The organism is Delftia deserti (genome assembly GCF_042653485.1).
Classification (GTDB): domain Bacteria; phylum Pseudomonadota; class Gammaproteobacteria; order Burkholderiales; family Burkholderiaceae_C; genus Comamonas; species Comamonas acidovorans.
On record NZ_JBHSIH010000001.1, the window covers coordinates 3101402 to 3114498 of the forward strand.

A 13097-nucleotide genomic window follows, 5' to 3' on the forward strand; every position below is an offset into this window, starting at 1 on the left:
CCACAGGCATTCGTCCGATGAACAGATCCTCCCCGGCCTCCTCCCTGTCCTCACCGTCCATGCAAGCCACCGCCACGCCCGTGCTGCCGCACAGCACCTTGCTGCTCATGGCCACGGCCTGCGGCCTGTGCGCGGGCGCCAATTACTTCAACCAGCCGCTGCTGCACTCCATCGCCATCGACCTGGGCATCAGCGAGGCGCGTGCCTCGCTGACGGTGACCATGGCCCAGGTGTCCTATGCGCTGGGGCTGCTGCTGCTCGTGCCGCTGGGCGACATGCTGGAACGCCGCCGCCTGGTGCTGGGCCTGATGCTGCTGGCCGCGCTGGGCATGCTGGCCAGCGGCATGGCGCACAGCTTTGCGCTGCTGGCGGCGGGCACGCTGATGACGGGGCTGTTCTCGGTCGCGGCCCAGGTGCTGGTGCCCATGGCGGCCAGCTTTGCGGCGCCCGGCGCCAGCGGGCGCGCCGTGGGCCTGGTCATGAGCGGGCTGCTGATCGGCATCCTGGCGGCGCGCAGCGTGGCGGGCGTGCTGTCGCAGCTGGGCGGCTGGAATGCCGTCTACTGGGTGGGCGCGGTGGCCACGGCGGGCGTGGCCCTGCTGCTGCGGCGCGCGCTGCCCCTGGCACGGCCGGCCCAGCGCATCGGCTATGGCGCCGTGATGCGCTCCCTGCTCACGCTGGCGCGCGAGCAGCCGCGCCTGCGCAGCCGGGCGTTGATCGGCGGCATGGGCTTTGCCACGGTGAGCGTGCTGTTCTCGACCATGGCGCTGCTGCTGGCAGGGCCGGGCTACGGGTTCGGCGATGCCCAGATAGGCCTCATCGGCCTGGTCGGCGTGGCCGGCGCCCTCATGGCCAACATGGCAGGGCGCCTGGCCGACCGGGGGCTGGAGCAGCGCACCACGCTGGCTGGCGGCCTGCTGATGCTGGCGGGCTGGGCAGCGCTATGGCTGGGCGGCACCAGCCTGTGGTGGTTTCTGGCGGGGCTGCTCATCGTCGACGCCGCACTGCAGGCCCTGCACATCAGCAACCAGAACGTGATCTACGCGCTGGCGCCCTCGGCGCGCTCGCGCATCAATGCGGTCTACATGACCGGGTACTTCATCGGTGCCTCGCTGGGCTCGGCCGTGGGCTCGACGGTCTGGCTGCACTGGGGGTGGACGGGTGCCAGCGTTGCGGGCCTGGCCCTGAGCCTGGCGACGCTGGCCGTGGTGGCCTGGGACAGAAGCCTGGCACGCCAGGCCAGGGCGCGGGCGTAGGAAATCGCACCAGCCAGCGGCACGGCGGCGCAGGAATGCACTGCAAACGTGCCGCTCTCCGCCCCGCGCAAGGCAGCGCACGCACCAATCCGATGCAATTGCGCACCAATAGTGCGCGTCCGCCACTGCACCGGATTGGCACGCTAAATGCATGACGAAGGCCGTTACAACCGCCACGCCCCGTACCGCCCGTCACGCCCATGTCCGCAGCGCTACCGATCACCGCCGCACCCGCTTGCGCCTCGGGCTGGCAGGCCATGCTGGAGCTGCGCTTCGGGCACCGCGCCAGCCAGGGCAGCGTGCTTTCCCACGCACGCCACAGCGGCCCGCTGCGCGTGCAAAAACCGCTGCACCCCGAAGGTCCCGGCATCTGCCATGCCGTGCTGCTGCATCCGCCCGGTGGCGTGGCCGGCGGCGACCAGCTGCAGATCGATGTGGCCGTGGAGGCCGGCGCCCACGCCCTGCTGACCACGCCCGGCGCCACGCGCTGGTACAAGTCCCAGGGCCGCCCGGCCGCGCAGCGCGTGCGGCTGCGCGTGGAAGAAGGCGCCATCCTGGAATGGCTGCCGCAGGAAAACATGCTGTTCGCCGGTGCCGACGCCACCATGGCGCTGGACCTGGAGCTTGCCCCGGGCGCGCGCGCCATCGGCTGGGATGCCGTGGTGCTGGGCCGCTATGGCGCGGGCGAGCACTGGAACCACACCGGCGGCGCCCACACCGCTGCCGCGCGCCTGCAGCTTCACAACCGGCTCGCATGCGGCGGACGGCCGCTGTGGCTGGAGCAAGGCGAACTGCACTGCGGCCATGCCCTGCTGTCCAGCCCGGTTGCCTGGGCCGGCTTCCCCATACAGGCCAGCCTCTGGGCCGTGGCCCCGGAACCCCTGGCGGCCATGGAGACATTGAGCGAGCAACTTGCCGCCAGCCTGCCCTGGAGCGATGAGGTGCGCGCCGGCACCAGCCTGCTGGCCGGCCAGGGCGGCGCGCCCTCGGTGCTGCTGCTGCGCGTGCTGGCACGGCGCATGGAGGCGGCACGGGCCGTGCTGCATCAAGGCTGGCGCCTGCTGCGCCCGGCACTGCTGGACATGCCTGCCCGCCCTCCCCGCCTCTGGGCCACCTGATCAACGGAGACTCATCCATGGAACTCACCCCGCGTGAAAAAGACAAGCTGCTGCTGTTCACCGCAGCCCTGGTGGCCGAGCGGCGCAAGGCGCGCGGCCTGAAGCTCAACTACCCCGAGGCCGTGGCGCTGATCAGCGCCGCCGTGCTGGAGTGGGCGCGCGACGGCAGGACCGTGGCCGAGCTCATGCACCTGGGCACCACGGTGCTGACGCGCGCCGATGTGATGGAGGGCATCCCCGAAATGATTCCGGACATCCAGGTCGAAGCCACTTTCCCGGACGGCACCAAGCTGGTCACCGTTCACCATCCGATAGTTTGACCCCCTGAGCGGCTACGCCGCTTCCCCCAAGGGGGACGGCGCCATCGCTGCGGGGCGGCGCGGCCAGCTTAGGCCCTTGCTGGGCACCCCCAACCAGCCCGCTGCATCAGCTTGTGCCGTGGGCAGATCCAGTCTCGATAGCGATCAAGGAGATCTCCATGTTCAGATTCCGCAACACTTTCAACTACCTGCTCGCCCCGGCCCTGCTGGCCGCCGCCACGGCCGCCAGCGCCCATACGGGGGCAGGCGCGCACCTGCACGCCGGCGATGGCGCCATGCAGGCCCTGATGGCCGGGCTGTCCCACCCCATCGCGGGCCTGGACCATCTGCTGGCCATGGTGGCGCTGGGCCTGTGGTGCGGGCTGATGCTCAAGCGCCAGTGGCTGCCGCCCGTGGCCTTTGCCACCTGCATGGCGCTGGGCCTGGCGCTGACCCAGACCCCGCTGGAGCTGCCGGCCGTCGAGCCAATGGTGGCAGCCTCGCTGCTGGCCTTCGGCCTGCTGCTGGTGGCCCAGCGCCGCCTGCCCGTGGCCCTGGCCATGGTGCTGGCTGGCACCTTCGCGCTGTTCCACGGATACGCGCATGGCGAGGTCTTCCCCCACGCGCTGCCAGCAGCCGTGTTCTGGGCCTACATGGCGGGCATGGTCGCCACCACGCTGGTGCTGCATGCGCTGGGCGTGGCCTTTGGCCGGGCCATGCGCGGCGGCACGGCATCGGCCTGGGCCGCACGCCTGGCCGGCGTGGCCGCCATGGGCTACGGCGCCGTGGCGCTGGCAGGCTGAACGCGGGAGCCGCACATGACCGAGCGCATCATCCCTGGCGAGCTGCTGGCCGAGCCCGGCGAGATCCTGCTGAACGCAGGCCGGCCGGTGCAGACCCTCACGGTCACCAACACCGGCGACCGGCCCGTGCAGGTGGGCTCGCACTTTCATTTCTTCGAGGTCAACGAGGCCCTGCATTTCGAGCGCACCGCCGCACGCGGCTGGCGGCTGAACATCGCGGCCGGCACGGCCGTGCGCTTCGAGCCCGGGCAGGAGCGCACGGTGGAACTGGTGGAAATCTCCGGCGACCGCATCATCTTCGGCTTCAACGCCAAGGTGATGGGGCCTCTCTGAAAGGGAACATTCATGGCAAGCATCACGCGCCAGGCCTATGCCGAGATGTTCGGCCCCACCGTGGGCGACCGCCTGCGGCTGGCCGACACGGCCCTGGTCATCGAGATCGAGAAGGACCACACGATCTACGGCGAAGAGGTCAAGTTCGGCGGCGGCAAGGTCATCCGCGACGGCATGGGCCAAAGCCAGCGCATGGCCGCCGACTGCGCCGACACCGTCATCACCAATGCCGTGATCATCGACCACTGGGGCATCGTCAAGGCCGACATCGCCATCAAGAACGGGCTGATCGCAGGCATAGGCAAGGCCGGCAATCCGGACATGCAGCCGGGCGTGACCATCGTCATCGGCCCCGGCACCGAGATCATTGCGGGCGAGGGCATGATCGTCACGGCCGGCGGCATCGACACGCACATCCACTTCATCTGCCCGCAGCAGATCGACGAGGCGCTGACCAGCGGCGTGACCACCATGATCGGCGGCGGCACGGGCCCGGCCACGGGCACCTTCGCCACCACGGTCACGCCCGGCCCCTGGCACATGGAGCGCATGCTGCAGGCCGTGGATGGCTACCCCATGAACATCGGCCTGCTGGGCAAGGGCAACGCCAGCCAGGCCGCGCCGCTGCGCGAGCAGATCGCGGCAGGCGCCATCGGCCTGAAGCTGCACGAGGACTGGGGATCGACTCCCGCCGCCATCGACTGCTGCCTGGGCGTGGCCGACGAGACCGACACCCAGGTCGCCATCCACACCGACACGCTCAACGAGGGCGGCTTCGTGGAAGCCACGGTGGCCGCCTTCAAGGGCCGCACCATCCACACCTACCACACCGAAGGTGCCGGCGGCGGCCACGCGCCCGACATCATCAAGGTCTGCGGCGAGGCCAACGTGCTGCCCTCGTCCACCAACCCCACGCGGCCCTACACGGTGAACACGCTGGACGAGCACCTGGACATGCTCATGGTCTGCCACCACCTGGATGCCTCCATTGCCGAGGACATCGCCTTCGCCGAAAGCCGCATCCGCCGCGAGACCATCGCGGCCGAGGACGTGCTGCACGACCTGGGCGCCTTCTCCATGATCTCCAGCGACAGCCAGGCCATGGGCCGCGTGGGCGAGGTCGTGCTGCGCACCTGGCAGACCGCGCACAAGATGAAGGTCCAGCGCGGCAGCCTGCCGGGCGACAACGCACGCCACGACAACTTCCGCGTCAAGCGCTACGTGGCCAAGTACACCATCAACCCGGCGCGCACGCATGGCATCGCCCATGTCGTGGGCTCGGTGGAGGTGGGCAAGCTGGCCGACCTGGTGCTGTGGCGGCCGGCGTTCTTCGGCGTCAAGCCCAGCCTCATCCTCAAGGGCGGCAGCATCGCCAGCGCCGCCATGGGCGACCCCAACGCCAGCATCCCCACGCCCCAGCCCGTGCACTACCGGCCCATGTTCGCGGGCCAGGGCAGCGGCGTGGCGGCAGCCAGCCTGACCTTCGTCTCACAGGCCGCCCAGCAGGCCGGCGTGGCAGACCGCTACAGCCTGCGCAAGCGCACCGTGGCCGTGGAAAACTGCCGCAGCGTCAGCAAGCGCGACATGGTGCACAACGACTGGCAGCCCGACATCAGCGTCGATCCCGAGACCTACCAGGTCGTCGCCGACGGCCAGCTGCTGACCTGCGAGCCCGCCACCGAGCTGCCGATGGCGCAGCGGTATTTTCTGTTCTGATCACCCCATGCTCACCGTCAACAAACACATGCCCCAGGGCGGGGGCCTTGCCGCCGTGCTGGTCAGGCGCGCCGCCACGCTGGAACTGGACTGGGACATGCGCCAGAAGAGCCGCTTTGCGGCCATCGACTCCACGGGGCGCGAGCTGGCCGTGGTGCTGGCGCGCGGCAGCGTGCTGCGCGGCGGCGATGTGCTGGTGGCCGAGGATGGCAGCCTGGTCGCCGTGCGCGCGGCGCCCCAGGCGGTGTTGCGCGTGACGGCAGCCACGCCGCTGGGCCTGCTGCGTGCGGCCTATCACCTGGGCAACCGGCATATCCCGGTGGAGGTCACGCCCACGCACCTGCACCTGGAAAACGACCCCGTGCTGCACGACATGCTGCTGCGCCTGGGCGCGCAGGTGGCCCTGGTGGACGCGCCCTTCGAGCCCGAGGCCGGTGCCTATGGCGGCGGCCACCGCCACGGCCATGACGCCAGCTTTGCCGAGGACCAGGCGCTGGCGCAGAGCGTGTATGCGCTGCATGACCATGGGCACGCACACGGCCATTCACACGGCCATTCCCACGACCATTCCCACGATCATTCCCACGGGCATGAACATGGCCACGACCACAGCCATGACCATGATCACAAAGGCTGCTGCGGACACGGGCACGGCCACGACCATCCGCATGGCTGACCTGTCGATACAGGGCCTGTGCGCCCTGCTGCACCTGGCGTCGCCCCAGCTGCCCGTGGGCGGCTTCAGCTATTCGCAGGGGCTGGAGGCCGCCATCGAGCACGGCCTGGTCACGGATGCCGGCACGGCGCGCACCTGGATTGCCGATGCGCTGGCCCACGGCTTTGCGCGCTGCGAGGCGCCGCTGTGGCTGCTGCTGCGCCGGGCCTGGAGCGCAAGCGACGAGGTGGCGGTGCAAGAATGGAACCAGTGGTTCATTGCCAGCCGCGACAGCCGCGAGGCGCGTGCCGAGACGCTGCAGATGGGCTGGTCGCTGCACAGCCTGCTGCGCTCCGTGCCCTGGGGCGGCGAGGCCTTTGCGCCCCGCCTGGCCCGGCTGGGCGCGCTGGTGGACAACCCTGGCCTGGCCTATCCCACGGCCTTTGCCTGCGCCTGCGCCGCCGTGCAAGCCGACGAGGCCCATGCCCTGCTGGCCTATGGCTTTGCCTGGCTGGAGAACCAGGTGGCCGCCGCCATCAAGGCCGTGCCGCTGGGCCAGGTGGCGGGCCAGAGCCTGCTGCTGGCCCTGCATCCGCTGCTGGAGCAGGCCGTGGGCGAGGCCCGCCGCCGCGCCGACGCGCAGCCGCCGCGGCTGGACACCATGCTGCCCCAATGGAGCGTGCTGCAGGCGCGGCACGAACACCAGTACTCCCGGCTTTTCCGGTCCTGATCACTCACCTGTCATCCACCATGAACACCCGCACCAAGAAACTCCCCCCGCTGCGCGTCGGCATCGGCGGCCCGGTCGGCTCCGGCAAGACCACGCTGCTGGAGATGCTGTGCAAGGCCATGCGCGCCCACTACGACCTGGTGGTCATCACCAACGACATCTACACCAAGGAGGACCAGCGCCTGCTGACGGTGGCCGAGGCCCTGCCGCCCGAGCGCATCATGGGCGTGGAGACCGGGGGCTGCCCGCACACGGCCATCCGCGAGGACGCCTCCATCAACCTCGAAGCCGTGGACCGCATGCTGCGCCAGTTCCCCGAGGCGGACATCGTCTTCATCGAAAGCGGAGGCGACAACCTGGCCGCCACCTTCAGCCCCGAGCTGTCGGACCTGACCATCTACGTGATCGACGTGGCAGGCGGCGAGAAGATTCCGCGCAAGGGCGGCCCCGGCATCACCAAGAGCGATCTGCTGGTGGTCAACAAGACCGACCTGGCGCCCTACGTGGGCGCCAACCTGTCCATCATGGAAGCCGACACGCAGCGCATGCGCGCCCGCAAGCCCTATGTGATGGGCAGCGTGAAAAGCGGCAAGGGCCTGCGCGAGGTGATCGACTTCATCACCGAGCGCGGCCTGCTGCCGCCCATGCCCGCGCAGGCCTGAAGACGGCCGTGCACGGCCTTCAGCGCTGCGGCGTGCCGCTGGTGGCCTTGGCCTTGGGCAGGGTGGCCGCGCTGCTGGAGGACACCAGCGGATGGCCGGTGGAGGTGACGGCACCATCGGTCTGGCGCCATGCCGAGGGCTTGGGCGCCACCATGGGCTGGGGCGCGGCGGCGGGCGCCCGGCTGCGGTTCCAGGCCGGCAGCAGCACGCGGCGCACAAAACCCATGTCCAGCGCCAGCCACAGCAGCACCGGGCACAGCGTGGGCACCATCAGCCCGCCCATCTGGTAGGCGTAGACGATGGCCTCCAGCTGCCATGTCTGTATGCCCAGCACATTGAGGTCCAGCCGCGCCGCCAGGCACAGTTGCATCAGCACCTGCGAGACCACGCTGAAAGTCTGCAGCGGCAGCAGCGCCACATAGCCCGCCAGGATGCGCCACCACCGGCCCGGACCCCAGGCCGCCAGCAGCATGGCCACCAGCACGGGCAGGCCGTAGCCGTAGCGGGTGGGATCGACCTCGACGATGGCCTCGGCGCGGCGCCAGCCGGTCTGCTCGTTGGAGACCTGGACCGAGGAATTGACGACCAGGCTGCGGGGCGTCTCCAGGTCCACGCGCTGCACCCAGCCACTGGCGGCGTTCTCCAGCACCCACTTGCTCATGCCGGACACCGGCACGGCCAGCCAGCCGGCCGCCAGCGTCCAGGCCAGGGTCAGCACCACGATGCCGCCCATGGCCAGGGCCGCGAAGCGCGAGATGGGATTGCGTCCGATCATGGCGTGCTCCTCAGGCGGCCACGGCGGAGGAAGCTGCAGCGGCGGGCGGCAGCGGCGGCTGGCCGCCATCATCCTGCGACGGCGCCTTGCGGCCGCTCCAGCGCACCCACAGCAGCCAGAAGACCAGCACGTCCAGCATGATCAGCGCCTGCCAGAGGTATTCATGCGCGAAGTTGAAGGCCGTGGTGCTCCACTGGCCCAGGTAGAACAGGCTGATGACGCGCAGCACATTGATGGCCTGCACGGCCACGAAGCCGGCCAGCAGGCCCGCCAGCTTCTGGCGCCATGACGAGGGGAAGGCCATCACGGCGGCAAACAGCACGATGTAGGCCTCCAGGCCATTGCAGCCGGCCTCGATGGAAACACCAAAGCCCGTGGCCGTGTTCCACAGCACCTTGCCCGTGGCCGAGGCGGTGCTGTCGAACCAGGTCACCAGCGAGGCGCAGATATGCGCCAGAAAAGACGTCCAGGGCAGCACGATGTGCTGCTGCACCCAACTGAGCAGGTTCAGCCCGAACATCGTCAGCTGGATGGCCAGAAAGATCAGAAAGAAGCGCAGCATGGCAGGTCGTAGGTGTTGGTTGCCGGGCTTGCGACCTGGCGGTTGCGAAACAGTGTCCTTCTACAGGCTCGCATTATCTTCGTATGCCCTGCAGACGACAAAGGCCGGTGGCACATCGCACCACCGACCTTTGTCTTCAGGACCGAGGCATCACAGACGTTCGCGTCTGCGCATCGCGCCCAGCGCCATGAGTGCCAGCAGGCACGACATCAGCATCAGGCCCCACTGCGACAGTGTGGGAATGCTGGCCGTGCTGCCCGGGCCCGGCTTGAGCGGCGTGGTGGTCGTGCTCTTGTCGTTGTCCGGGTTGCCGTCGCCAGGCACCGTGACCGTGGCCGAGTTGACCAGCGGACGGGCGCCCTTGTAGGGCTTGTCCAGCTTTGTCTCCAGCGTGAAGACCGCCGTGCCGCCCTTGGCCAGTTGCGGCACGCTGCAGGTCACGGTGCGCGTGCCGCTGGCATAGCTGCAGCCGGCCGATGCCGAGATGAACTCCAGCCCGGCGGGCAGCACATCGGTCACCGTGGCGCCTGCGGGCGACTGGGGATCGCGGCCGTAGTTGGTGACGGCGAGGGTGTAGGTGGCGGTATCGCCATCGTCCAGTACGGTGGACGGACCCTTCTTGTCCACCCCGAGGTCGACGTTGTGGGCAGCCTGGCTGGTGGAAGTGCGGTCCGTGGTGGCATTGTTGGCCAGCACGTCGGCACCGCTGCTCAGGTACTCCTCCTCATGCGGCTTGACGCTGGCCTTGTGGAAGATGGTGCCGGTCTTGGCCTTGCCCGGCAGCGACTCGGCCTTCATCGTGAACTTGATCGTCAACGTCTCGCCAGGAGCCATCAGCGGGATGGTGCAGTCGAGCTGGCCCGAAGTCGCGCCCACGGCCGGCTGCGTGCACCAGGAGGGCGTGGCCCCACCGATGCCTGCCAGCGCCAGGCCACCCTGATAGCTGAACGTGGCAGAGGAGTTGAGCGTCGTGCCCTTGTCCACGATCGACGCCGGGAAGGCATCCGTCACCTTGACCTGGGTCGCGTACGAGGCGCCCGTGTTCTTGATGATCAGCGTGTATTCGGTCGTCTCGCCCAGCACCAGACCATCCTTGGTGTGGTTCATGTCGATGGCCACGTCCAGCTCGGCACGCTTGAGACCGATCTCGGCCTGCGCGTGGTTGTTGTCCAGGCGGATTTCCTCGGTGGTGGTGGTCACGTCCACCACGTTGCGCAGGCGGGTGCCAGGCGCCGGGTTGTCGCCTGCGGAGCGGGCCATGTACTCCACCAGATACAGTCCCTTGGCGGCCAGCGCACCGGGCCAGGTGCAGGAAATGGTGCCGCCACGCATGCCATCCGGATTGGTCACCGCGGCGCCCTTGCCATCCTTGTATGTGCAGCTGCCGCCATGGGCGTCAGGCACGCCGATCAGGAAGGCATCGGCCGGCAGTTGGTCCACCATGGCAACGCCCTCGGCATGCGAGGGGCCCAGGTTGGTGGTGGTGATGCTGTACTTCACCGGTTCACCGGCAGCGGCCTCGGTCAGTGGCGCGACCTGCTTGTCCACGGTCAGGTCCACCAGCGACGTCATTTTGAGATCGACCTCCGACTGGTTATTGTTCTCATTGGCGTCGTGGATGGCTTGGGAGTACGCAGTCACGGCATTCTTGTAAGAAGCACCGCCTGCGCCGAGATTGCCCAGATCGACCTTGGGACGGATCTTGAGTTCCACGGTGACGGACTCGCCCGGCACCAGTTGGTCAACGGTGCAAGTCAGGGTGCGCTCCCTGGAATCGGCATTGCCGGAGGGCTGCGGGCAGTCAACGACCGCAGCGCCAGCGCCACTGGCCGTGGCAGACATGAATCCGCCCGCCGGATAGAGCGAGGTCCCGCCGCTCTGGATGCCATCATTTCTGGTGACCAGATCGCGCAGCTCATCGATGATCTCGATGTCCTTGGAGACCACCGTCCCATGGTTGGTCACGGTGATCCGGTATGTGACCTCGTCACCACTCCTGACCGGCAAGGCGGGCTGGGGAACCAGGCTCTTGACCACGCCCACGTCGGCGACATTCTCGGACACCGTGACCTTGGCGGAGGAGTTGACGGTCATGCCGCCCCGGTCCGGCCCCGCGCCCGCCGTGGCGTTGTTGGTGAACTGGGCAAATTCCGCGCCACCCAGATCGTCGACCTGGGCATTGAATACCAGCGTGGTCTCGGCCCCGTTGGCCAGTCCGTCGGAATTGGTACAGGTCTGGGGGGCATTGGTCGCGCCGCCGGCGAACCCGGGGGCACAGCTCCATCCGGCAGTGACACCGGTCAGCAAAAGACGGGGCCCCGGCGTTTCCGTGACCGTGATGGCCTGGCCGGGCAGCACGTCCATGGGGCCGGTGTTGCCGATGGCGAGCGTGTATGAGAACGGATCGCCCCTGAGTACGGGCAGGTCCATGCCCACCTTGCTCTTGTTCAGCGTCAGCTGGGCGGTGTTGCTCAGCGTCACGATGGCCTGTGACTTGTTGTTGGTGATGTTGGGCTCGGCCTGGCTCTCCAGCACCAGCGTGGCGTCATTGACGAGGGTGGTGCCCGCCTTCGCGACACCCGGCCCTGCGACATTCGCGGTGAACTTGATCGCCGGCATGTTGGTGGCGATGTTGCCGCTGAAGGGGCCGGCCCATCGGCACGTCACCGTGCTCACGGTACTGCTGCAACTCCAACCGGGATTGAGCCCGGCACTGAAGGCTGCGAACGTCATGCCCGCAGGCAGGTTGTCGGTCACCAGGATATCGTGGGGCACGATGGCGCCGGCCACACGCCGCGGCGTGAGCGTGTACTCGACCACGGTGGCCTGGCCGTCCTTGGCATCGACAAAGGCTTTGCTGGCGATCTTGCTCAGCGACATGTCGACATAGCCGCTGCCCGAGGAGGTGACGACCGCACTGTCCGTGTTGTTGTCCTTCTGGCCGTCCGGCATGGGCGTCATGGCATTCTGAAAACCCTGCACGCTGGCTGCGGCGCCGATGGGGCCGCTCATCGAGGCTTCGGCCGGGATGACGATATCCGGCAGGACGGCTGCTGGCGTTCCCGCGAGCTGTCCCGGATGGTCGCAGGTGATGATGCCGCTGGTGATCGGATAGGCACCGGCCGCTGGCGTGCAGCTCCAGGCGCCCGCGCCGCCCGGGAAGGCGGGGGCGCCCGTGATCGTCGCGCCAGAGGGCACTTCGAAGGTCACGCGCGTATGGCCGGCTGCCGGAATATCGGTGGGCCCGTGGTTGGTCACCCGCAGGGTATAGCTGTAGGCCTCGCCATTGTTCACCGCGGTGGCCGAGGGGGTCAGCGAGATGCCCAGGTCGGCCGCGTCATAGGTGGTGAAGTTGCGCGCCAGATCGATGTTGTTGACGCCGCCATCCGCATCGATCGGACCCGTGTCCAGGCTGGCGCTGGCAACGGCCTTCCAGTTCGTGTTCACCGTGGGCAGCATGACGTCGAAGTCCACGGACTTGAACCCGTCTGCCGCACCGAGCGTGCCCACATCGCAAACGAACGTGTTGTTGGCAGCCGTCAGCACCGTGCCTGCCGGCAACGCAGGCAGGCAAGCGATGCCTGCGGGAGCGGAGACGATGTTCTGCAGCACGGCCCCCACAGGGAGCACCTCCTGAAGCTGCACACCCACGGCGTCGCTCCCGGCATTGAGTTTGACCTTGGCCCGGTAGGTGAAGATGCCTCGCGCCAGGCCGCCGATTTCCGGCGCCCCCCCATACAAACCATCGTGGTTGACCAGGATGTCCGTGTCGGCGGGTGCCGCCACGGCCATCCCCGTCGCCAGCAGACCACCGGCCATCAGCACCCACCAGCCTGCAGGCCGGCGCTGCGCCTGTTTGCGCGTGGGCGGTAGCGCACGCGCCACCCAGCCCTTTCCTGTGAAAGCCATGAAACCTCTCCTTTTTTGCTTCATTGACAGCGCCGAATGCCGCAGGCATGGACGCGGAAGGTGCCCGGCTGACCCGAATCTGTCGGAAATCCGACAACCGGACGCACCAAAGGAGGGCATGATGGCTCTCTATATATCTAAAAGTAAATATGCAATGGAATATTTAACAAAAGTGAGTATTTAGAAGTAAATGTGAGTTTTCGTGAGAAGTTGCTGATTTCTGCCGTTTCCAGGCGTTCCCGGGCATGAAAAAAGCCGGCGGCAGCAAGGCTGGCACCG

At 68.3% G+C, this 13097-nt stretch carries 12 protein-coding genes; 9 read left to right on the plus strand and 3 right to left on the minus strand.

Translation table 11 applies throughout. The features are described from left to right. Positions 1–17 precede the first annotated feature (17 nt). The 9 genes from ACFPFG_RS15085 to ureG all read left to right on the plus strand — a co-directional run bounded on the left by ACFPFG_RS15085 (position 18) and on the right by ureG (position 7572). Entirely contained in the window at positions 18–1256 is a 1239-nt protein-coding gene (locus ACFPFG_RS15085; RefSeq protein ID WP_183020069.1) for an MFS transporter, read from the plus strand. Between the two features lie 200 nt (positions 1257–1456). Next, a complete protein-coding gene (locus tag ACFPFG_RS15090; protein WP_380107232.1) occupies positions 1457–2374 on the plus strand; it encodes an urease accessory protein UreD in 918 nt (305 codons plus the stop codon). Positions 2375–2391: 17 nt separating this feature from the next. After that, positions 2392–2694 carry an urease subunit gamma gene (locus tag ACFPFG_RS15095; RefSeq protein WP_012203116.1) on the plus strand — a complete coding sequence of 101 codons (303 nt, stop codon included), beginning with the start codon at positions 2392–2394 and terminating at the stop codon, positions 2692–2694. 158 nt (positions 2695–2852) lie between these two features. Then, positions 2853–3476 (plus strand): HupE/UreJ family protein, encoded by a 624-nt coding sequence (locus ACFPFG_RS15100; protein ID WP_312370995.1) that lies wholly within the window; start codon positions 2853–2855, stop codon positions 3474–3476. A 27-nt stretch (positions 3477–3503) separates the two neighbouring features. Then, a complete protein-coding gene (locus ACFPFG_RS15105; RefSeq protein ID WP_183020215.1) occupies positions 3504–3809 on the plus strand; it encodes an urease subunit beta in 306 nt (101 codons plus the stop codon). Positions 3810–3821: 12 nt separating this feature from the next. Next, the gene (gene ureC / locus ACFPFG_RS15110) at positions 3822–5525 is read left to right on the plus strand and encodes an urease subunit alpha (protein WP_380107235.1); all 1704 of its coding nucleotides are present in this window, start codon (positions 3822–3824) and stop codon (positions 5523–5525) included. A gap of 7 nt (positions 5526–5532) precedes the next feature. Next, positions 5533–6201, plus strand: a complete 669-nt coding sequence (ureE, locus tag ACFPFG_RS15115) for an urease accessory protein UreE (RefSeq protein ID WP_380107236.1) — start codon at positions 5533–5535, stop codon at positions 6199–6201. Further along, entirely contained in the window at positions 6194–6910 is a 717-nt protein-coding gene (locus ACFPFG_RS15120; RefSeq protein WP_312371511.1) for an urease accessory protein UreF, read from the plus strand. Before ureE ends, ACFPFG_RS15120 begins: the two co-directional genes overlap by 8 nt. A 20-nt stretch (positions 6911–6930) precedes the next feature. Next, entirely contained in the window at positions 6931–7572 is a 642-nt protein-coding gene (gene ureG, locus ACFPFG_RS15125) for an urease accessory protein UreG (protein ID WP_183020064.1), read from the plus strand. A 19-nt stretch (positions 7573–7591) separates the two neighbouring features. Here ureG and ACFPFG_RS15130 read toward each other — a convergent pair whose 3' ends face one another. The 3 genes from ACFPFG_RS15130 to ACFPFG_RS15140 all read right to left on the minus strand — a co-directional run bounded on the left by ACFPFG_RS15130 (position 7592) and on the right by ACFPFG_RS15140 (position 12818). Then, a complete protein-coding gene (locus tag ACFPFG_RS15130; RefSeq protein WP_183020063.1) occupies positions 7592–8347 on the minus strand; it encodes an exosortase H-associated membrane protein in 756 nt (251 codons plus the stop codon). Between the two features lie 10 nt (positions 8348–8357). Then, positions 8358–8909: an exosortase H gene (gene xrtH, locus ACFPFG_RS15135; protein ID WP_183020062.1), complete on the minus strand. Its 552-nt coding sequence runs from the start codon at positions 8907–8909 to the stop codon at positions 8358–8360. 150 nt (positions 8910–9059) lie between these two features. Next, the gene (locus ACFPFG_RS15140; protein WP_380107239.1) at positions 9060–12818 is read right to left on the minus strand and encodes an IPTL-CTERM sorting domain-containing protein; all 3759 of its coding nucleotides are present in this window, start codon (positions 12816–12818) and stop codon (positions 9060–9062) included. Between the last annotated feature and the right edge of the window lie 279 nt (positions 12819–13097).

What these genes read in the sequence shown, in the direction of transcription:
- ACFPFG_RS15085 (WP_183020069.1), top strand. Translation starts at nt 18, where the DNA reads ATGAACAGATCCTCCCCGGCCTCCTCCCTGTCCTCACCGTCCATGCAA.
- ACFPFG_RS15090 (WP_380107232.1), top strand. Translation starts at nt 1,457, where the DNA reads ATGTCCGCAGCGCTACCGATCACCGCCGCACCCGCTTGCGCCTCGGGC.
- ACFPFG_RS15095 (WP_012203116.1), top strand. Translation starts at nt 2,392, where the DNA reads ATGGAACTCACCCCGCGTGAAAAAGACAAGCTGCTGCTGTTCACCGCA.
- ACFPFG_RS15100 (WP_312370995.1), top strand. Translation starts at nt 2,853, where the DNA reads ATGTTCAGATTCCGCAACACTTTCAACTACCTGCTCGCCCCGGCCCTG.
- ureC (WP_380107235.1), top strand. Translation starts at nt 3,822, where the DNA reads ATGGCAAGCATCACGCGCCAGGCCTATGCCGAGATGTTCGGCCCCACC.
- ureE (WP_380107236.1), top strand. Translation starts at nt 5,533, where the DNA reads ATGCTCACCGTCAACAAACACATGCCCCAGGGCGGGGGCCTTGCCGCC.
- ACFPFG_RS15120 (WP_312371511.1), top strand. Translation starts at nt 6,194, where the DNA reads ATGGCTGACCTGTCGATACAGGGCCTGTGCGCCCTGCTGCACCTGGCG.
- ureG (WP_183020064.1), top strand. Translation starts at nt 6,931, where the DNA reads ATGAACACCCGCACCAAGAAACTCCCCCCGCTGCGCGTCGGCATCGGC.
- ACFPFG_RS15130 (WP_183020063.1), bottom strand. Translation starts at nt 8,347, where the DNA reads ATGATCGGACGCAATCCCATCTCGCGCTTCGCGGCCCTGGCCATGGGC.
- xrtH (WP_183020062.1), bottom strand. Translation starts at nt 8,909, where the DNA reads ATGCTGCGCTTCTTTCTGATCTTTCTGGCCATCCAGCTGACGATGTTC.
- ACFPFG_RS15140 (WP_380107239.1), bottom strand. Translation starts at nt 12,818, where the DNA reads ATGGCTTTCACAGGAAAGGGCTGGGTGGCGCGTGCGCTACCGCCCACG.